General features: G+C 67.5%; 15 protein-coding genes and 1 tRNA gene. 10 read left to right on the top strand and 6 right to left on the bottom strand.

Features of this window, described 5'->3' with window-relative positions:
• The first annotated feature begins 2 nt into the window (after positions 1–2).
• Together VI056_15725 and gatB are read left to right on the top strand one after the other, a co-directional pair.
• The gene (locus VI056_15725; GenBank protein ID HEY6204469.1) at positions 3–611 is read left to right on the top strand and encodes a hypothetical protein; all 609 of its coding nucleotides are present in this window, start codon (positions 3–5) and stop codon (positions 609–611) included.
• Positions 608–2,074: an Asp-tRNA(Asn)/Glu-tRNA(Gln) amidotransferase subunit GatB gene (gatB, locus tag VI056_15720; protein HEY6204468.1), complete on the top strand. Its 1,467-nt coding sequence runs from the start codon at positions 608–610 to the stop codon at positions 2,072–2,074. Before VI056_15725 ends, gatB begins: the two co-directional genes overlap by 4 nt.
• Here gatB and VI056_15715 read toward each other — a convergent pair.
• The 3 genes from VI056_15715 to aceB form a co-directional block, all read right to left on the bottom strand.
• Entirely contained in the window at positions 2,058–3,914 is a 1,857-nt protein-coding gene (locus tag VI056_15715) for an ATP-binding protein (GenBank protein ID HEY6204467.1), read from the bottom strand. The two genes, gatB and VI056_15715, sit on opposite strands and share 17 nt — an antisense overlap.
• Position 3,915: 1 nt before the next feature.
• Positions 3,916–4,740: a phosphate ABC transporter substrate-binding protein gene (locus VI056_15710; GenBank protein HEY6204466.1), complete on the bottom strand. Its 825-nt coding sequence runs from the start codon at positions 4,738–4,740 to the stop codon at positions 3,916–3,918.
• 137 nt (positions 4,741–4,877) lie between these two features.
• The gene (aceB, locus tag VI056_15705) at positions 4,878–6,485 is read right to left on the bottom strand and encodes a malate synthase A (protein HEY6204465.1); all 1,608 of its coding nucleotides are present in this window, start codon (positions 6,483–6,485) and stop codon (positions 4,878–4,880) included.
• A gap of 25 nt (positions 6,486–6,510) precedes the next feature.
• Here aceB and VI056_15700 point away from each other — a divergent pair, with 25 nt between their 5' ends.
• From VI056_15700 to VI056_15675, 6 genes are all read left to right on the top strand, one after another.
• Positions 6,511–7,278 (top strand): SDR family NAD(P)-dependent oxidoreductase, encoded by a 768-nt coding sequence (locus tag VI056_15700; GenBank protein ID HEY6204464.1) that lies wholly within the window; start codon positions 6,511–6,513, stop codon positions 7,276–7,278.
• A gap of 97 nt (positions 7,279–7,375) precedes the next feature.
• Positions 7,376–9,097: a GAF domain-containing protein gene (locus tag VI056_15695; protein ID HEY6204463.1), complete on the top strand. Its 1,722-nt coding sequence runs from the start codon at positions 7,376–7,378 to the stop codon at positions 9,095–9,097.
• Between the two features lie 54 nt (positions 9,098–9,151).
• On the top strand, positions 9,152–10,987 hold the full coding sequence (locus tag VI056_15690) for an endonuclease/exonuclease/phosphatase family protein (protein HEY6204462.1): 1,836 nt from the start codon (positions 9,152–9,154) through the stop codon (positions 10,985–10,987).
• A gap of 4 nt (positions 10,988–10,991) precedes the next feature.
• A complete protein-coding gene (locus VI056_15685; GenBank protein HEY6204461.1) occupies positions 10,992–12,356 on the top strand; it encodes a hypothetical protein in 1,365 nt (454 codons plus the stop codon).
• Between the two features lie 41 nt (positions 12,357–12,397).
• Positions 12,398–16,150, top strand: coding sequence for a DNA polymerase III subunit alpha (locus tag VI056_15680; GenBank protein ID HEY6204460.1), 3,753 nt, complete (start codon positions 12,398–12,400; stop codon positions 16,148–16,150).
• Positions 16,151–16,205: 55 nt separating this feature from the next.
• Positions 16,206–17,411, top strand: coding sequence for a GAF domain-containing sensor histidine kinase (locus tag VI056_15675; GenBank protein HEY6204459.1), 1,206 nt, complete (start codon positions 16,206–16,208; stop codon positions 17,409–17,411).
• A gap of 799 nt (positions 17,412–18,210) precedes the next feature.
• Here the strand turns inward: VI056_15675 and VI056_15670 are convergent.
• From VI056_15670 to VI056_15660, 3 genes are all read right to left on the bottom strand, one after another.
• Positions 18,211–18,294, bottom strand: a tRNA-Leu gene (locus VI056_15670).
• A 13-nt stretch (positions 18,295–18,307) separates the two neighbouring features.
• A complete protein-coding gene (locus VI056_15665) occupies positions 18,308–19,117 on the bottom strand; it encodes an inositol monophosphatase (protein HEY6204458.1) in 810 nt (269 codons plus the stop codon).
• Complete coding sequence (locus VI056_15660) at positions 19,114–19,494, bottom strand: response regulator (GenBank protein HEY6204457.1); 381 nt, start codon at positions 19,492–19,494, stop codon at positions 19,114–19,116. Before VI056_15660 ends, VI056_15665 begins: the two co-directional genes overlap by 4 nt.
• A 90-nt stretch (positions 19,495–19,584) precedes the next feature.
• On the opposite strand from VI056_15660, the gene VI056_15655 reads away from it, so the two are divergent.
• Positions 19,585–20,124 (top strand): sigma-70 family RNA polymerase sigma factor, encoded by a 540-nt coding sequence (locus VI056_15655; protein ID HEY6204456.1) that lies wholly within the window; start codon positions 19,585–19,587, stop codon positions 20,122–20,124.
• Positions 20,125–20,167: 43 nt separating this feature from the next.
• Positions 20,168–20,875 carry a zf-HC2 domain-containing protein gene (locus VI056_15650; protein HEY6204455.1) on the top strand — a complete coding sequence of 236 codons (708 nt, stop codon included), beginning with the start codon at positions 20,168–20,170 and terminating at the stop codon, positions 20,873–20,875.
• The last annotated feature ends 17 nt before the right edge of the window (positions 20,876–20,892 follow it).

Genomic DNA, 20,892 nt, shown 5'->3' with positions numbered 1-20,892 from the left:
GGATGGGCACGCGTCACGAGGATCAGCCCGCCGAGCACTGGGCGGGAGCGGAGTCGCTCGACCCCACGCCGGTGTGGAAGCAGTACGTGCTGATCGCCGGACTGCTGTTCGGCGGGCTCATCGCCGTGCTGGTGGTGTCATTGCTCGCGATCGCGCCGCAGATCGTGACGCCGCCGGCGCTGGTGCCCGGCGATCGACTCGTGCTCGCGATCGGCGACCTTCCGGCTGCCGGCGCGCCGCCGAAACTTGTAGCCGCGCCGCTTCTCGGTGCCGACCGCGAGTTCTGGCTCGTGCAGCCGGCGAAAGGTGAGGTCTACGCGTTCCGGCGCGCGTGGTCGCTGCAGGTCGACAACGGTGCTCCGTGCACGATCGACATGATGGGTCTCGCGTCTGTCGAGCAGCGAACGTTCATCGCGCATTGCCGGGATGGTCACGCACCGACGTTCACCGGAGCAGGACGCACGGTGGAGGGTGGCGGGCGTGACCTCGACCAGTATCTTGTTTCCATGAGCGACGACCGCCTGATCGTGAATCTCAGCCGGCTCGTCCGCGCTTCCGATCGGACGACCGGGCCGGTGCCGACAGGCATCCCGCAGCCACAACAGCCGTGAGCGAACGCCCGTACGAGCTCGTCATCGGCATCGAGACGCACGTTGAGCTCGCCACTGAGTCGAAGATGTTCTGCGGGTGCGCCGCGAAGTGGTTCGGCGCGCCGCCGAACTCGCTCGTCTGCCCCGTCTGCCTCGGCCTGCCGGGCGCGCTGCCCGTTCCGAACAAGCGCGCGATCGAACTGGCGATGATCGCCGGCCTCGCCCTCAACTGCGAGGTCCCCGGGCACACGAAGTTCGACCGCAAGAACTACATGTACCCCGACCTGCCGAAGGGGTACCAGATCTCGCAGTACGACCTGCCGCTGAACGTCAAAGGGTGGCTCGAGATCACGACGTCAGCGGGCGCGAAGCGCATCGGGATCACCCGCGCGCACCTCGAGGAGGACACCGCCAACTCGAAGCACGGCGATGGTTATTCGCTCATCGACTTCAACCGCTCGGGCGTGCCCCTGCTCGAGATCGTGAGCGAGCCCGACATGACATCGGTCGAGGAGGCGCTCGCCTACGTTCGCGCGCTGCGTGAAGTGCTCGTGTTCGCGGGCGTGTCGGAGGTGCGCTTCGAACAGGGCGCGGGTCGGTTCGATGTGAACGTCTCGATCCGCTTCACGGAGGCGGCTGGCATGGTGCGCTGGCCGCCGCAGAGCGAGATCAAGAACATGAACAGCTACGCCGCCCTCGAGGAGGCCGTGCCCTACGAGGCCGACCGGCTGTGGCAGGAGTGGCAGGCGGGCGGCGAGATCCGTACGCGCAAGGGCAAGATCACGGTCGGCTGGAGTCCCGAGCGAAAGCAGACCTTCCTGCAGCGATCGAAGGAGGACGTCCAGGATTACCGGTACTTTCCGGAGCCCGACCTCGTCGCTTTCGCGCCGACCCGTGCCGATGTCGAGAGCCTTCGCGCCGCCATCCCGGAGCTGCCGACCGCGCGCCGCGCGCGCTTCACGAGCGAGTACGGCCTGTCCGACTACGACGCGCGCATCCTGGTCGACGACCGCGCGCTTGCGGACTTCTTCGAGGCGACGGTCCGCGCGGCGGGCGGGGAGCCCAAGACGGTCGCGAACTGGGTCACCGGAGAGTTCCTGCGCTTTCTCAAGAATGACGGCGGCTCCGTCGCCGGAGCGAAGATCACGCCCGCACAGCTGGGCGCGCTCGTCGCGCTGGTGAAGAAGGGCGAGGTCTCCGGGTCGGTCGCGAAGGACGTGTTCGCGGAGATGTGGCAGACCGGCGCAGCGCCCGACGCGATCGTGAAGTCGAAAGGTCTCGCGCAGGTCTCTGACGAGACCGCGATCGCCGCCGCGGTGGACGCGGTGCTCGAAGAGAATCCGAAGGCGATCGCCGACTACAAGGCCGGGAACGCCCGCGCGCTTGGCGCGCTCGTCGGACCGGTCATGAAGCGTATGGGCCGAAAAGCGAATCCCGACATCGTGAACCGCCTGCTGCGAGAGCGGATCACCTCTCCAGGCTGAGCGCGGCCTCCGGAGCTCTATGACCGCGGGCCTGTATCGGCACGGTGAAGTGGAACTGGGAGCCGCGGCCGGTGATGCTCTCGACCCAGATCTTTCCGCCGTTCATCCACACGAACCGGCGTGCGATGGCGAGGCCGAGACCCGTGCCGCCATGACGCCGGCGAGAGGAACCATCGGCTTGCCGGAACTCGTCGAAGATGAACGCCTGCGCTTCGGTCGGGATGCCTTCGCCGGTGTCGGCAACGACCACCTCGAGCGCACCGCTCACGACGGCGGCGCTGATGACGATCTCGCCTTTCGCGGTGAACTTGATCGCGTTGCCCGCAAGGTTCACCAGGACCTGCCGGATCTGCTGCGGATCCGCCCACGCCTGCGGGAGCGAGGAGTCCACGTCAGAGCGCAGTGTGAGCTGCTTCGCTCGCGCCGATTCCTCCAATAGATCGATCACACTTGCCACGAGCGTCGCGATATCGACGTACTCCGGCTGGACCTCCATCTGCCCGGCCTCGATCTTCGCGAGGTCGAGCAGGCCGTTGATGATGCTGAGAAGGTTGTGCGCGGCCGTCCGCACACGGCTCAGGTCCGCGGACTGAGACTCCGTGAGCGGCCCGTTCAGGCCCTCGAGAAGGAAGTCGGTGTAGCCGATGATGGCGTTCATCGGCGTGCGGAGCTCGTGACTGACGTTCGCGATGAACTCGCTCTTCAAGCGGTTCGCCTCTTCGAGCTTCACATTCGCCGCGCGAAGCTCGGCGACGAGCGCATCGTTGCGGTTATCGCGCGTCCAGAGCGCACCGGCCATCGATCCGAACGAGTGCTCGAGCTGGCCGATCTCGTGCTGCGATCCACCGGCGACCGGTGTCGCGAGGTCGCCTTCCTCGATGCGTCGTGCCGCGGCCGCGAGTCGCGCGAGCGGCATCGTCATCGCACGTGCGGTGCGGTATGAGAACAGGAGCGAAAGAGCGCCCAGGATGATGCCGCCGAGGACGACCGCGGCCGCGATCTGACGCTGCGCCTCCTCAAGCGGAGCCAGCGGGAGGAAGACCGCGAGCTGCTGGGGATGGCTCGAGTGAGACTGGACCAGTGTGAAGATCGCGGCGTAGCGACGACCATCAAGAACGACCTCGGAGCGGTACGGTCCCACGAGCAGATCGGTCTCTGTTGGTTTGGGCAGTGCCGCGGCGTCGAGGCCGGACATCGAGGACACGACGACCTGACCGTCGACGAGGATGGCAGTCTCCGAGTCCGATGATGCCCGCAGCGTCTTGAGGAAGCTGTTGTCCAGCAAGGAGCCTGTCTCCACGAAACCCGGAGCGCTCGCCGGGGTTCCCGACGAGACCGGCGTGATCGCCCTGATCATGAGCCCGCGCGCCTCGGTGTAGATCACATACGACTGCTCCGCGCGCGCCTGCGCGCGCACGATCAGCTCCGCCGGGAGCTTGTCACCCGGCGCGAAGTCCTGCGCGCCGGCGATGATGACGCCGTCCGTATCAGAGACGAACGCCAGGTCAAGACCGAGACGCGATTTGAGTGGGATGAGGAGCTCCCGCAGTCCGTCCGCGTCCATGGCGGCGGTGAGCTCGCGGATGCCTGGAACCGCGGAAAGGACGGCGCTCCCACGCGAGGCGAGCGTGATGCGCTCCGCGATGCCGTTGGAGGTCGCACTTGCGACGACCTGGGCTTCGTCGTTGAAGCGGTCGAGCAGAAGCCGCTGCGACACCCCGATCGCGAGGCCGCCGATGATGACGATCGGGAGGATCCCGATGACGAAGCTGCGTGCGAGCAGCGTGCGCCGGAGGCTCGGCCGCAGCAACGAGGTCACGTTGCTGACGAAGCGGTCCATATCAGTTCGCGCTTGCGGCGATCTGCTGTCCTTCGGGGCTGCGCACGAAGTCGAGGAAGGCCTTGATCCCCGCGCGCAGCTTCGATTGGTCTGTGGGGAACACGAGCAGGAGCGGACGGCCGATCTTGTATGAACCGTTCACGAGGTTCTCGGGCGTCGGAGCGACGCCATCGATGGAGAGCAGCTTGACGGTCGGCTCGGTCGCTGTCCGTTGGTTGGCGGTGGCCATGCCGATCGACGCACGGAACGACCCAACGGACTTCAGCGTCTGTTCGAGCTCGTACACCTCGGTCGCGTCCTTTGCGTACGTCGCCTTGCCGCCGAAGAAGTACTGCTCGAACGAGCTGCGCGTCGCCGCGTTCGCTTCGCGGACGAAGACCTTGACGTCAAGGTCCTCACCACCGACCTGCTTCCAGTTGGTGATCTCTCCGGCGAAGAGCCGTTTCACCTGATCGCGAGTCAGATCCTTCACGGGATTCGCGGCGTTCACGATCACCGATGTGCCGGCGAGGCCGATGCCGACCGACTTCAGCTTCGTGGCCTCATCGGCGGTCAGGGCTCGGCTCGTGAATCCCAGGTCGACGGCGCCGGTCGTCGCGAGGTTCACGCCCGCGTCCGAGCCGACCTCTTCGACCTGCCACTTCACCCCGGGGTGTAGCTCAGAGAATCTAGCGGTAAGGGCGGTGACGGCCGCGAGCGCGCCACCGCCGCCGCTCGCGGTGTAACGACCGGCAAGCGGGTCCGCGGTCGGCGTCGGCGGCTTCGCCGTCCCGCCGCATGCGGCGAGGACGAGCGCGAGTGCCACGATAAGGACGCGTTGAGTCACGGCCATCGAGGATAGTGTGGTTACACGGTGGCGGCTCGCTCCATACCCCGTTCGGGGGAGGTGTTGGGTGAGCGCGTCGCTGGAATCGCGAGCAAATCGGGATCATCGGAGATCGGCGTCTCGTGTGGTGCCGATCGCTAGTCGACGCGCTCGTATCCAGGGAGGGTGAGGAACTCCGCAAAGTCCGGCGAGAGCGCGACGTCGTCGAAGAGCGAGGCCGCTTCGCCGTAGCGTCCGTTGCCGAACGCCTCGTTGCCGACGGTGCTGCGGATCTTCGCGACCTCTTCCTGCTCGATCTTCTTGACGAGCTCGCGCGTGACCGTCGCGCCCTCCGCGAGCGGCACGCCGTGGTGCACCCACTGCCACACCTGCGAGCGCGAGATCTCCGCGGTCGCCGCGTCTTCCATGAGGTTGTTGATCGCCGCGGCCCCGGTCCCGCGCAGCCATGACGCGATGTACTGGATGCCGACGCTCACGTTCGTGCGCAGTCCGGCCTCGGTGATCGTCGCGCCCGGGATCTTCATGTCGAGCAGCTGCCTCGCCTGGCCGACGACCTCAGGTCGGCGGCGGTCGAGCTGGTTCGGCTTGTCGCCGAGGACGCGGTCGAACTCGGTCATGGCGGTCTCGACGAGATCCGGATGCGCGACCCACGTCCCGTCGAAGCCGTCGTTCGCCTCGCGCACCTTGTCGTCGCGCACCTTCGCGAGCGCCGCCTCGGTCACCGCGGGGTCGCGCCGGTTCGGGATGAACGCGGCCATGCCGCCGAGAGCGAACGCGCCGCGGCGATGGCAGGTCTTCACGAGCAGCTCGGTGTACGCGCGCATGAAGGGGACGGTCATCGAGACCTGCGCGCGGTCCGGCAGGATGAACTCCGGCCGTCCCGCGAACTTCTTGATGATGCTGAACATGTAGTCCCAGCGTCCGGCGTTCAGTCCGCCCGAATGCTCGCGTAGCTCGTACAGGACCTCGTCCATCTCGAACGCGAGCGTGAGTACCTCGACGAGGACGGTCGCCTTGATCGAGCCGCGCGGGATGTGCAGCTCGTCCTGCGACCACTTGAAGATCTCGTTCCATAGTCGCGCCTCGCGGTGGCTCTCGAGCTTCGGGAGGTAGAAGTACGGGCCCGTCCCCTTCGCGCGGAGCCGCTTCGCGTTGTGGAAGAAGTACAAGCCGAAGTCGAAGAGCGCGCCGGCGATCGGCCGCCCCTCAACGAGGAAGTGCTTCTCGTCGAGATGCCACCCGCGCGGTCTGACGACGAGCGTCGCGGTCTTCTCGTTGAGCCTGTACACGCGGCCGTCGGGGTTGCGGAACTCGATCGTGCGGTCGATCGCGTCCGTCAGATTGCGCTGGCCCTCGATGAGATTGCGCCACGTGGGTGTGTTCGCGTCCTCGAAGTCAGCCATGTACACCGAAGCGCCGGAGTTCAGCGCGTTGATCACCATCTTGCGATCGGTCGGGCCGGTGATCTCGACCTTCCGCGTGCGCAAGTCGGCCGGAACGCGCGAGACCGTCCACTCCGATTCGCGTAGGGGTCGGGAGTCAGGAAGGAAGTCGAGCGTTCCGCCTTCGCGCAGCTCGCGCCATCGTTCCTGCCGCGTCTCGAGGAGACCGATACGCGTGGGCTCGACCTCGCGATGCAGGCGGATCAGGAAATCCTGTGCCTCTTTGGTGAGCAGCTCCGAGGCGAGTCCAGCGGTGTCGCGTGCGTCGTCCGGGATGCGAACTTCGACGGACGCGGTCGCCATCGCCCGTATGCTCGCACACGCACAGATGTCCGCACCGCTTGGACTTGCAGGAAAGCGCGCGCTCGTCACCGGAGGGTCCCGCGGGATCGGTCGGGCGGTCGCGCTTGCCCTCGCCGACGCCGGCGCGGATGTCGCTGTCACATCGCGGAACGGCGACGACGCCGAGCCGGTCGCCGTTGCGCTCCGCGCAAAAGGACGGCGGTCGCTCGCGCTGCTGCTCGAGGTCCGGAACGAAGCGTCGATCCGGGTCTGCTTCGAGCGCATCGACCGCGAGTGGGGAAGCGTTGACATCCTCGTGAACAACGCCGGCACGAACATCCCGCAGGATCTCGTCACGCTCGACGCGGACTCGTGGGACGCGGTCCTCGACATCGATCTGAAAGGCCTCGTCTTCGTGACCCAGGCGGCCGCGGCGCGCATGATCGCGGCGCGGCGCGGCGGCCGGATCGTGAGCATCGCGTCGATCTACGGTGTCGTCGGCAGGCGCGAGCGGGTCGCCTACAGCGCGGCGAAGGGCGCCGTGGTCAATGTGACGCGCTCGCTCGCGCTCGAGCTCGCGCCACACGGCATCACCGTGAACGCCGTCGGCCCAAGCCTGGTGGAGACCGACCTGACGCGCGAGCGGATGGGTCGGAACCCTGCTTTCCGCGAGGAAGAGGTCGCGCGCACGCCCCTGGGACGCCTCGGGACGCCCGAGGACGTCGCGGGCGCGGTGGTCTTCTTCGCGTCGCCCGCGGCGAGCTTCATCACCGGACAGACCCTGCTCGTGGATGGGGGGACCTCGGCGCATTGAGATATCCCCCGAACGGTGAGGACCCCACCGGTACCGGCCGGACTACAACAAGGATGACGGGCGGGCGTGGCGGGAAGGACACTTCGGTTTGGGTGCAGTGGCCGAGCGTATGACCGGAGCCGAACATGGCTCGGCCCCGACGAGTACGGAGCCGACGCCGCTGAACGCCGCACCAGTCACGCCCCCGGTCGAGGCCACACTTCGAATCCTCCTCAACAGCGTGCCGTTCCTCATGGGCGTTGCGGTGGTCCGTCAGCCTCCCGCCAACGACAGCGCGATCGTCCAGGTCGGACGCATGCCGTGGCTCCACGATCGCCGGCTCACGACGCTGAACCTCCCCGACGACGCGCTTCCCGCGAATCGCGCGCTCGCTCTCGACTGGCCCGTCCCCTATCAGGCCGAGTGGGTCGGCGCCCCGCCGCGTCTGCTCATCGCGCGTCTCGTCGCTCAGGGACACACTGTCGGCGTCCTTCTCGGCACGTTCATCACGCGCGAGCAGCTGGCGCAGCACACGCGCGAGGCGCTCGACCTCGCGTGCGAGCTGATCGCGTCGGCGATGGCAGGCGAACTGTTCGCACCGAGTGTCCCGCACTACCCGGTCGAGGTCGAGCAGTCTTCGGTATTCACGCCGCCGCCCGCGCCGCCGGTCGAGCCCGAACCGCATCGCGACCCGCGGCTGACGCTCATCTCGGAGACCGCGACGGAGTTGAGCGCGCCGGAACCCGAGGCGCCCAACGCCGAACCGATGAGCCGGAGCGACAGCGTCGATCTCGTCGTGGAAGAGGTCCGCAAGTCGCTCGAGGACGCGCACGACGCCCGGAGCGTCGGGCGGATCCTGCGCGACGTGATGAACGTGATCACCGATGCCTCGGCGTTCTCGGTCTCGTTGTTCCACATCGCTCTCACCGAGGTCGCGTACCGCTACAAGGTGCTCGGCCCGGAGGCGGATGCATCGGAGCTCGGTCGTCAGGCCGTCGACGACGGGCCCGGCTGCTACGCGGCGCGACACGATCGTCGCTGGCACGTCTTCAAACGAGATCTCGCGATCCGCGACGGCGCTAGCGTCAGGCGTCGCGACGTCGCCGTGCTGCAGGTCCCGCTCGTCGGCGCGGGGGAAGTCTTCGGCGTCATGACGGTGCAGACCTTTCGGCCGGAGGGGTTCTCCGATCACGAGCTCCGGCTCATCGCCGCGGTCGCCGAGGTCGCGTCGCCGCGCTTCGGTCAGGTGCGGCTCTCCGGGCGCTTCCAGCCACCGCCTTCGAACGTCCCCTCATCGAGCGAAGCTGGTCCGACCGCGCTCGTGCCAGCCGCGCCCGATCGGCCCCAGCAGCGCAGCGCGGAGACGGTCCTCGCCGATCTCCTGAGGCGCTCCGCCGGCGCGGGATTCGCGACCGCGTTCCTTATGGGCTTCGATCCGGGCGCCGGTGTCCTGCGCGGCGAGCTCGTCAGTGACTCCGATGTCGCGCGCGAGCTCGACTACGCGCTCGGCATCACCAGTGGAAAGTTCACGATCCCGATCGACGAGCGCTACAACGCGATCGCGCGTGCGATGCGCGAGGCCCGTATCGTCCCCGCCCCGACGATCCACGAGATCGCGCAGCCCGCTCTCGACTGGCAGGCCTCGCTCGCGCTCGAGCGTCTCGCCCGCGGCGGCCGCACGATCACGCTGCCGATCGTCGTCGAGAGCGACCCGGCGGGGGCCCTGGTGCTCGGGCCGATGGCCGACGATCCGACGTTCAGCGCCATCGAAATGGTCCGCGGTTACGTCGAGGACGCGACGCGGGAGCTCGCGCAGCTGTGGCGAGCCGAAGCGCGCTAGATCGCCACCGGTAGTCAACCCTCAGCGCTGGGGCCAGGCAATAGACTCCCGCGCGTGATCGGCGGGGTGACCTTCGGGGTCATCGGGCTCCTCTTTCTGTTCGCAGACCTCCGCACGTTCAGCTCGACGTTCCAGCTGACGTTCTTCGGCGCCCCGAACACCAACCTCGGCGTGGCCGCGACGGCGGTCTTCGCGACCTCCTTACTCGCGCTGCTCGTCGGCGCGCGCCTGGGGCCGCGGCGCGCCGTCGGTCTGAGCGGGGTGATCTTCGGCATCGCCACGCTGGCGCTCACGGCCTCACGGAGCAACTGGCTCGACCTTGCGCTGTCGGTCGTAGCGCTCGCGGCCGGCTTCTGGTGGCTCGCGCTGTTCCACAGCTCTCGGGTCGCGGACGCGCCGCCGGCGCTCGCTCGCGCGCTGCCGATCGCGTTCGTCGCCGACCTGGCGCTTCGCGCTGCGCTCCGTACGCAGCCGGTGGTCGACCTCGCCTTCCCGGTCGCGGTGGGGATCGTCCTCGTCGCCGTGCTGGTGTTCGGCGCCGCCGGCCTCGCCTCGCTCTCCGCCGAGCGGCAGTGGACCAGACCGAATCTCGTGGGAACCCTCGCGCTGATCGCCGCGCCCGCGCTCGTCCTCGTCGCGGAGACCGGTGGCACGAACGGGGCTCAGGTCGCTCTCGCGGGCGGGCTCGGCCTCGGGCCGGAGCCGGCTCGCGCGACGCAGATCGGCCAGATCATCGTGGGCTTCGGACTCTCCGCTGGCGCGCTCGCCCTGGTGCGCTTCGGACCGAACCGTTTCATCGGAGCCGCGTCGCTCGCGATCGGCGGTGCCCTGCTGTGGTCTCACCTCCCTGTCCTCTCTCTCGCCGGCGGTCTGTTCCTCGCGGCGGGGATCGTGATCTCCGCGGCGACGATCCTGGGCGCACCGCAGGTCCCCGCGGGATCGCCGGCCGGTCCCGTGCTCGCGCTGTCGCTCGGCTGGCTCGTATTCGTCGGGACCGCGTTCGGGTTCTACGCGTTCTTCGCGCTACAGCCGGCGGTGTGGGCTGCGACCGCGGTCGTCGTGCTCGCGACGCTCGTCGCGCCGACGCCGGTCGTCCGCCTCGGAACGCCGCTCGCGGTCGCTGCCGCCACCGTCGGCGCGGCGGTGCCACTGCTTGCGTTCCTGAGCGCGCCCATGACGGCCGACCCGCAGCCGCCGAAGGTCACGTTCCGCCTCATGACGTACAACGTCCATCAGGGCTTCGACGCCGGCCAGATCCCGTCGCTCGACAGGATCGTCGCGACCGTCGCCACCGAGTCGCCTGACGTGCTCGTGCTGGAGGAGGTCGTGCGTGGCTGGATGATCGACGAGCAGCACGATGTCCTGTCGGTGCTCGCACAGAAGCTCGAGATGTACTACACGTTCCTGCCGACGATCGGCGATCTGTACGGCAATGCGGTGCTGTCGCGATATCCGATGGAGGTCATCAAGCGAGTCTCGTATGCGCCCGGGCCGACGATGCGGAACCAGCCGCGCGGCGCGCTGTTCGTCAAGATCGGCGACCTGCTCGTCGTCGGGACGCATCTGGATCACACGAGCGACGGCACATTCGTGCGACAGGACCAGGTGCGCACGATCCTACGGGAGCTCGGCGACGCGAAGGCGGTCGTCGTGGCCGGAGATCTCAACGCCGAGCCGGGCGACATCGAGATCCGGCTGTTCGATCAGGCGGGCTTCCAGGACCTCGGGCAGTCAGCCGGGCCCACGACGACAGGCGATGACCCTCCGAAGCGGATCGACTACGTCTGGGGGCTCGGTGTCGTCGGCGCGCAGGCGCACACCACCGCCGACACGAATCTGTCGTCGGATCATCGAGCGCTCGTCGTGAACATCACACGCACCGCGCCCTGAGAGGGTGACGCGGCTCGTCACGGCTGCGAACGCTCCGTGGCTCTTCCTCGGTGTCGTCGCGCTCATCACGGCCGGCCTCACGCTGATCGACTGGGTGACCGTCGTCGCGTCGGGTGTGTCGACCGGATACGGCGAGGGCGCGGTCGCGCACGCCGGGCAGATGGTGGCGCGTGGCGGGGATCCCTATGCGTCAGAGGCGGCGGGAACGTTCGTCAGCGCGAACTACCCGCCACTCGCGTACGTCATCGAAGCGCTGGGAGCATCGCTCGGTCCGTTCACCGCGCTCCGCATCGCGAACATCGTCGCGCTGTGCGGCGTCGCGGCGCTCGTGGCATGGCGCGCGCGGTCCACGCCGCCGATCGCCGCTGCGCTCGGTCTGTCGTTCCTCGCGCTGTTTCCAGTCGCTTCGTGGGGGAGCGGTGCGCGCGTCGATCCGATCGCGGTCGCGTTCACGGCCTTCGCCATCGTGACCGCGTCGCCCGATCCGCGCAGGGCGGCGCTCGCAGGCCTGTTCGCCGCTCTGGCGATCGCCGCGAAGCCGACTGCCGCGGTTCCGCTCGCGTTCGTGCTGGTGTATCTCCTGTGGCGGGAGCGGCACGTCGCGCTGCGATTCGGCGCGACGCTTGTCGCCGCGTCGCTCGCCGTGCTGGTGCTCGTGCTCATTCGTTTTGACGCGGCTGGGCTCTGGAAGCATCTCGTGCTCTACAACTCGTTCCCATACGACATCCGCAATCCGGTCCTGCTCGTGGTCCTCGGCCTGGTGCTGATCGGGTCGTTCGTCGTCTTCGCCGGTCTCGCGGCGGATGGCCGGATGCGCGCGTATCTCATCGGTGCTCTCGCGGTCGTGGCTCTTGGCGGGCATGAGGGGGCGACGATCAACTACCTCCTCGACCTCGCCGCGGCATCCTGCCTCGCGCTCGCGCCGACGGTCGCGACCCGGAGTGGCCGCGCGCCCGCGCTCTTTGCCGCGCAGCTCATCGGAACGCTGATCCTTTCGACGATCGGACCATTCGCGCCACCCGCGCAGGACATCCTCGCCTCACGGACCCACGCCGCGTCGTCGCTTCCGGCCGGCCCGATCTACGCAGAGGACAGCGGGCCGCTGATCGCCGCCGGCATCGAGCCGATCATCGACGACTCCTATGTATGGGCTCGGCTCGTCGCTCTGGGCGTACGCGTCGATGACGTGACCCCGCGTGTGCGGAGCGGCGGATTCGCCGCGGTCGTCGCCGATGTTCCGCTCGATAGGCTCGCCGATGCCGCGCATTTCGAGCAGCAGCGCTGGCCGGCGGACCTCGCCGCCGCCGTGCTCGATCGCTACCGGCTCGATCGCCACGAGGGAACGCTCTGGATCTACGTCCCGCGCTGAGCGCTTAGACTCGTCATTGCCGCGGGGCTTCCTACCAGCGGATGGGGATCGTCATCACGGGATCGTTCGTCCACCTCCACACCCACAGCGAATACAGCCTCCTCGATGGGCTTTCGCGCGTCTCCGACCTCGTCGCGCGCGCGAAGGAGCTTGGGATGCCGGCGATCGCGCTCACCGATCACGGCGCCCTCTACGGGGCGGTGGACTTCTTCGTGGCGGCCAACCAGGCCGGCATCAAGCCGATCCTCGGCGTCGAGACGTACGTCGCGCGCACGAATCGCTTCGAGCGCGATCCCCGCCTCGAGGGTCACGGGAAACCGTTTCACCTCGTGCTCCTGGCTAAGAACTTCACCGGCTACCGCAACCTCGTATCGCTCGTCACCACGGCCCATCTCGACGGCTACTACTACCGGCCGCGCATGGATAAGGAGATCCTGAGACAGCACTCCGAAGGGCTCATCGCCCTGTCGGCCTGCCTGCAGGGGGAGCTCGCGCGGGCGATCCAGGACGAGGGCGTCGAAGCGGCATGCAAGGTCGCCGTCGAGCATCAGGAGATCTTCGGCGCCGGCAATTACTTCCTCGAGCTGATGCAGCACGGCGTTACCGAGCAGGAGGCCGTGCTCGAGGGCGTACGCGAGGTGGCTCGGCGGACCGGGATCCCGCTCGTCGCCACGAACGACATCCATTACGTGCACGCGGAGGACGCCGAGGCGCAGGACGTGATGGTCTGCATCCAGAGCGGGAAGACGATCGACACGCAGGACCGCCTCAAGATGATCGATCACCCCGAGCTCTATCTGAAGAGCGCCGAGCAGATGGCTGTTCTCTTCCCAAATGACCCGGAGGCGATCGCGAACACCGTGCGCATCGCGGAGATGATCGACCTGAAGCTTCCACTGGGTGAGCTGCAACTTCCGGCCTTCGAAGTGCCCGCAGGCACAACGCCCGAGGAGCACCTGCGCGCGATGGCCGAGACGGGCGTGGTCGCGAAGTACGGAGCGATCACGCCCGAGCTGCGCGAGCGGCTCGACAAGGAGCTGTCGGTCATCGGCAAGCTCGGCTACTCGGGCTACATCCTCATCGTCCAGGACTTCATCCGCTACGCGCGCGAGCACGGCATCCTGACCGCCGTCCGCGGCTCTGCAGGCGGATCACTCGTGAACTACGTCATCGACCTGACCGACATCGACCCCATCCGATATGGCCTCATCTTCGACCGCTTCCTGAACCTCGAGCGGTACACCCTCCCGGACATCGACGTCGACTTCATGGACGATCGCCGCGACGAGGTCATCGCTTACGTCACGGAGAAGTACGGTGCCGATCGTGTCGCGCAGATCGGCACGTTCAACACGATGCTCGCGCGCGCGGCCGTCCGTGATGTCGCGCGCGTGCTCGGGATGCCATATGGCGAGGCCGACCGCGTCGCGAAGACGATCCCGTTCGGCGTCACGCTCGAGGACTCACGCCGGATGGTGGGCGAGCTGCAGCAACTGGAGCAGGAGCCGCACGTGGGGCGCCTCCTCGACCTCGCGGAGAAGGTCGAGGGGCTCGTTCGATCGACCGGCACGCATGCCGCCGGGGTGGTCATCACCGCCGAGCCGCTGATCAATCTGGTCCCGCTCGAACGCTCGAAGGGAACGTCCGCGATCCAGACGCAGTACGAAGACAAGTCGCTCGAGAAGCTCGGCCTGCTCAAGTTCGACTTCCTCGGGCTCTCGAACCTCACGATCCTCGACGAGGCGCTGAAGCTCATCAAGACCTCGCGCGGGATCGAGATCGACCGCGCGCGCATTCCGCTCGACGACCAGAAGACGTTCGATCTGCTGGGCTCCGGGGAGACAACGGGCATGTTCCAGCTGGAGTCCGCGGGCATGCGCCGGCACATCCGCGACCTGAAGCCGGACCGCGTCGAGGACGTCATGGCGATGGTCGCGCTCTTCCGCCCGGGCCCGATGGACTACATCCCGGCGTACATCCGCCGCAAGCACGGCCAGGAGGCGGTGACGTACGCGCATCCGCTCCTCGAGCCGGTCCTGCGCAAGACGTACGGCGTGATGGTCTATCAGGAGGACGTGATGGCGGTGACGCAGGCGCTCGCCGGCTTCACGCTCTCGCAGGCCGACGTCCTGTGCTTCGCGATCCGCAAGAAGATCCGCGAGAAGCTCGACGCGCAGAAGATGAAGTTCGTCGAGGGCTGCTTACGCAACGGCGTGCACGCGGACGTGATCGAGCAGGTCTGGAGGGACTTCGAGCCGTTCGCGCGCTACGGCTTCAACCGCGCGCACGCCGCGATCTACGGAGTCATCGCGTACCACACCGCGTACCTGAAGGCCAACTACACGCTCGAGTACATGACCGCGGTGCTCTCGTCCGACATGGGCAACTCGGAGCGGATCGCGATCGCCGTCGCGGAGTGCCGGCGCATGGGCATCGCCGTCCTTCCGCCGGACGTGAACGAGTCGGAGTTCGGATTCGCGATCACTCCGAAGGGGATCCGCTTCGGACTGGGCGCGGTGAAGAACGTCGGTGCCGGCGCGGTGGAGAGCATCATCGAAGCGCGTCGCGCTGACGGCCCGTTCCGCTCGCTCGACGATTTCTGCGGGCGGATCGATCTTCAGCGCTGCAACAAGCGTGTCCTCGAGTCGCTGATCAAATGCGGCGCGCTCGATGCGTTCGGACCGCGCGCGGTGCAGATCGGTCATCTCGATCTTGCCCTCGCGACCGCGCAGCGCGAGCAGCGTGATCGGGAGAGCGGCCAGGTCGGTCTCTTCGCCAGCCTCGGGATGGCGGACGAGATCGTGGCGCAGCCGCTCCCGAACGGCCCGGAAGCTCCGAAGCGCGAGCTCCTTGGCTGGGAGAAGGAGCTGCTCGGGATCTACCTCTCGGAGCACCCGCTGCAGCGGATGGCCGAGCGCATGGGCGACGTCGTCACGGCGTATCTCGCGGAGCTGAAGGAGGCGGGGGAGGAGCTCGTCACGGTCGCGTGTGTCGTCACGAGCGCGCGAAAGCACATCACCAAAGAGAAGAAGCTGATGATGTTCGCGCAGGTCGAGGACCTCACCGGCACGACCGAGGTCACGGTCTTCCCGCGCACCTATGAGGCGACGGCATCGCTCTGGAACACCGACGAGATCCTGCTCGTCCTCGCCCGCGTCGAGCAGCGCGACGAGGCGCCGAAGCTGTTGTGCGAGCACGCCGTGCGATTTGACGACGCCGGGATCGCTGAGATCCGCCGCGTCGCCGACGAGCGCCGTCAGAGCCTCGCGAAGCGGGCGAAGTTCATGAGGCCGGCGAATGGGAACGGCCACGGCTCGACCGCTGGCGGGTCGGCGGGTCCTGCCCCGGCGGGATCGTCTTCTCGGCCGACCTACTCGCCGGCTCCCACCTCACGGGGCAACCCCTCCCTGTCGTCGCCGGCTCAACGGTCGGCCTCGGAGACGACACCCGCCGTGTCACCCGCCTCCCCGCTGTCAGCCTCCTCGCCGCCAGCCTCAGCTGCCCCGTCGCCGTCCTCGACTTCGCCCGCGAGCTCGTCGGATCCGCCTTCGGAGCTTGTCATCCGCTTTCGCGAGGCTCTGGATTACGAACGGTCCATCGCGATCTTTCAGCGCATCCAGCAGGTCCTCAGATCGCACGCCGGGCCTGCGGTGGTGATCCTCGAATTGCCGCGTGCTGCGGGGGGCGTGCGGCGGGTGCCGACGTCGTTCCGCGCGCTGCCTTCACGCAAGCTCGCCGAGGCCGTCGCCAACGAGGTCGGCGGCGATGTGGTCGAGGTCGTCCTACCGCTTTAGCGGTGCGTTACACGCGCGCGACCGACCCAATCGGACTGATACTTCCGGCGTGACGATGCGCGACCGTCTCGGGCGTCTGCACGAGGTCACCGTCGAGATGCTCGGCATCCTCGATCTGGACAGGCTCTACATGACCGTGGCGCATGCCGCGCGGTCTCTGGACAGCGCGGACGCGGCGTCGCTCATGGTCGTCGACCACGAAGAGAACGCTCTTGTCATCCGTGGCTACAGCGGCCTGTCCGACCACTACGCCGCGTCCCAACGCATCCCGCTCGAACGTGCGCTGCGCCACTACCAGCGTCCCGGTTCGGTGGCGGTGCGCGACCTGCGCACGGCGCCGCTCGGGAACCCGGAATTGATCCGCGCCGAGGGCCTGGCGAAAGTCCTCGCCCTCTCGATCGCTCGCGAAGGTGAGCTGCTTGGGGCGCTCCACATCTACACGCGGAGCCCGGACCGCGATTTCGACGAGATCGATCGCGATCTCGCGCACATCCTCGCCGCCCAGGCCTCCATCGCGATCACCAACGCCAGGCTGTTCACACAGCTCAACGAGATGGATCGGGAGCGCGAGCAGTTCCTGTCGATCGTCTCCCACGAGCTGCGCACCCCGCTCACGCCGCTGAAGGCGCTCGCGCAGCTGCAGCTCGGTCGGCTGCGGCGTTCGCGGGACCGCCGCACTCCGATGGATCTCGAGGCGCTGGAGCGCAATCTGGAGTCCATCGAGCGCCAGGTCGATCGGATGAATGGCCTCGTCAACGACCTTCTCTCCGTGTCGCGCGCCGGCCGTGGGAAGCTCGAATTGGAGAACGCGCCGTTCGACCTCGCGGGAGAGCTGCGCGATGTCGTTGGGCGCTACGTCGCCGCGACGCGCGAAGAGGGTCGGCACTCCTTTGCGATCGACGCGCCCGAGACGCTCACGTACGACGGTGACCAGGCGCGGATCGACCAGCTGCTCATGAATCTCGTGGGGAATGCGGTGAAATATTCGCCTCGCGGTGGGCAGGTTGCGGTGCGGCTCGCGCGCAAGAACGGAGCGGCGGAGATCGCCATCGCGGACCAGGGCATCGGGATCCCCGAGGGCGACCTGTCGCGGCTTGGTGGGGCGTTCACCCGGGGGGCGGGGAAGGCATCCACGTTCGCCGGGATGGGGATCGGCCTGCATGTCGCGAAGCTCGTCGCCGAAGCGCACGGCGGTTCGCTTCAGCTCGAGAGCCCCGGCGAGGACAAGGGAACGACGGTGACAGTGCGCCTACCGCTGTAAGGCGTGTCGCACAAACGTGGGACTGCTTGTCGCATGAAACAGCCGTGGTCAAGCGCTAACAAATCGTTCCTAATGCGCTCTCATAGCTCTCGTGGACCACGAAACTGGTTGGAGTTGGTCGGCCGCGACGGCATATGCAGTCGGCCTCATCGCTACGGACGGGTGTCTGGACGGCCGAAGACCGATTGTTTCCTTCACATCGGAGGAGCTTGATCTCATCGATCAGTTCAAAACGGCCGTGCGACGTCAACCGCGGATCTACCGCAAGCCCGGTGGCTTCGGTGTTTGGACGAACCAGGTCGCTATCCACGACCCGGCCGCTGCACTCGTGGTTTCTAAGCTTCGGGCTGATGCCGCGTAAGACCTCAAACTGTCCGCGATCGATGTACCTGACGAGCACCTGGCGCCTCTGGCGCGGGGTCTTCTCGACGGTGACGGTTCGATCCTCTGCTACTGGCATGCACCGAATCGTCGGCGGTATCCCAACCACAAGGCATCGCGACTCGTCACGCGTTTCTACTCGGCGAGCAGACCCCATTTGGAGTGGCTAGCCAGACGCCTGGATGGTGCGTTCTCAGTCCGTGGCGCAATCAGCGTTGACGATCGGGCGACCCGCAAGCACCCGCTCTACAAGCTCGAGTTCGCGAAGATAGCGTCGCGCGAGCTACTTACTCAGCTTTACGCAGATACCTCGGCGCCTCACCTGAGACGGAAGCACGACGTTTGGCGTCGGTACGTTGCAGACGAATCGACGATTCTGCCTCGACGTACGAGCCTTAGATCTCTTCGGACGAGCGTGTGCCGGAGGAGGGAGTCGAACCCTCACGGGCTTGCGCCCAAAGGATTTTGAATCCTTCGCGTGCTGCCATTTCGCCACTCCGGCGCAAGGGTCAATTCTATGGGCGCTTCAGTAGCTTCATCGCCACACGCGCGAGCTTTGGATTTGCGATCACGATCTGACGCTCGTCCCACACCGCATCCTCGCCGGTCTTGAGCGACAGCACGCTCGCGCCCGCCTCGCGCGCGATGAACGCCGACGCGGCGACGTCCCACGGCGAGAGCGCTTCGTGCACGAAGAGGTCGAACGTCCCCATCGCGACGTAGCACATCTCGAGCGCTGCGGTCCCCAGTACCCGCAGTCGCGCGCACGTGGAGTTCAGCACGACGAAGCGCGAGTCCTTCTTCTTCGTCACGCCGAACGCGAGGCTCGCGACAGCGAACGCCTCCGACAGCTTCGTGACGGACCCAACGCTGATCGCGACGCCGTTGCGTGTCGCGCCACGTCCCTCCGCGGCGGTGAACGTCTCACCGGTGCGCGGCGCGTGCACGGCGGCCGCGCGCGTCCGTCCGCCTTCGACGTACGCGATGACGACGCAGTAGAACGGGATCGCGCGGCTGAAGTTCAGCGTCCCGTCGATCGGATCGACGACCCACAGGCGTTCGGCCCTGCGGACCCTAGCCTTCGCGCTCTCCTCCGCGAGCACAGGTATGGCGGGATCGTGCGCGGCAAGACGCGCGATGATCGCTTTCTCCGCCGCGTGGTCGGCCGCGGTCGCGAAGTTGGCGCGGCCCTTCTTCCGGGTCACGATCTGCACCTCGGTCTGCACGATCGCATCACCGACCGCGACCGCGGTCTGCGTGGCGACACCGGCGAGGGTCGCGTATCGTGCCGCATCCGCCGCGCTGTGTGCGCGGCTGCCCGTCATGCCGGGCAGAGCGATCGCACGCGCTGGAGGAGATCGTTGAGATCGAACGGCTTCGTGAGGACGGTCGTGATGTTCCGCCGTTTGAATTCGGGGTCGTACAGCGGGAGGTTCGCGCTGACGAACAGCACCGGCATGTCGCGGATACTCGAATCCTCGCGGACGCGGTCGTAGACCTCGAGACCGCTCAGACCGGGCATCATGATGTCGAGGATGAGGAGGTCGGCGTGGACCTGGCGTACGGTCTCGAGCACCAGCGCGCCGTCCGACACGACCACCGCTTGGTATCCAGGCTCATCGCTGATGGCGTCGCGCAGTAACACCGCGATCGGCTCGTCGTCCTCGCCGATGACGACGACCTTTTTCTTTCTGTCTGCCACGCGGACGGACTTTAGCGGATTCGCGATCCCGAGCGCGCGTTGAGCGGGACCTCGGATGGTGAAATCCAACTGCTCATCGAACGCGCGCGCGTGGGCGACACACGAGCGTTCGAGGATCTGGCGCGACGAGAGGAGCGAGCGCTCTATCGGCACGCATTGCGCATCGTCGGCACGACCTCGGATGCGGAGGACATCGTGCAAGACGCTCTTTTCTCAGCATGGCGTTCGATCGCTTCGTTCCAGGGCATCTCGTTCCGCGCATGGCTCTTCCGCATCTGTACGAACCGTGCGCTCGATCAGCTGCGGTCTCGCAAGCGGAGGCCCGAGCTTCCGCTGGATCCTCCGGACGATGACGAGGTCACGTGGGCTGAGCCTGTGGCCCCTGGACCAGACCTCACGCAGCTCGCGGGCGACCGCGAAGCGCTTGCCGCAGTGGAGACCGCGCTCGAGGCCCTGCCAGCCGAGCAGCGGACCGCGCTGTTGCTGCGCGACGTCGAGGGTTTCGCGTACGAGGAGATCGCGGTGATCACGTCGGTCGAGATCGGGACCGTGAAGTCACGTATCCACCGCGGCCGGTTGGCGGTCCGGAACACCCTGATAGCCCGTGGTTGGCGGGGCCCCGAAGGATGATGGAACCGTACGCCGCCTCCGTCGTCTGTAGGAAAGGAGGTCTGTGACGCAAGAGCATCCGCACGCCGAGCTTTCGGCCTACATCGACGGCGCGCTCGCCCCTGCGGCCCAGGCCGCGGTACGCGGGCATCTCGACACGTGCGCGCTTTGCCGCGCGCACGTCGCGCAGTTGCGCGCCACCGTTGCCGTCCTGCAGGCCCTCCCCGACCCCATGCCGTCGCGCCGGCTCGTGCCGCGTCTCTCCTCGGTCCCCGCGTGGCTTGCGCCGCTGCGCACGCTCATGACGCTCGCGAGCGGTGCGGCCGCGTTCCTCTTCATCGCGAGCTCGCTCGTCTCGAACATCAACTTCCTGGCGAGCAGCGGCGCCGCCACGACCGCAAGCGAGGCCAGCCGCGACGCCGTCGCGAAACAGCAGGTACCGGCGGCAGCCGGGGCGCCCACGACAACGGGCGTGCCCGCGCCCACCGCCTCGCCGTTCGCCGCATTCGCGGTCAGCCCTACCGTGTCGCCGGCCCCGCGAGCCCCCAGCGGCGCGGCAACAGACAATGCGACCGCGCGCGCGGATCAGGCGACCGCCGGACCATCTGGCGCACCAGGCGCGGTGGCGTTCAATCCACAAGACACCGGCCGACACACGAACGCTGAGCCGCAGCGCTCTCCGCTCGTGAATCCCCTGCTATGGCTCGTGGTCGCGTTGATCAGCGGCGCGATCGCGATCGTTCTGCATCGCCGCCTCCGCACGTCCGTCTGACCGACGGCCGCGGCGCG

This window comes from Candidatus Limnocylindria bacterium, from assembly GCA_036523395.1.
GTDB lineage: Bacteria > Chloroflexota > Limnocylindria > P2-11E > P2-11E > CF-39.
This window is presented reverse-complemented; position numbering and strand designations above follow the sequence as displayed.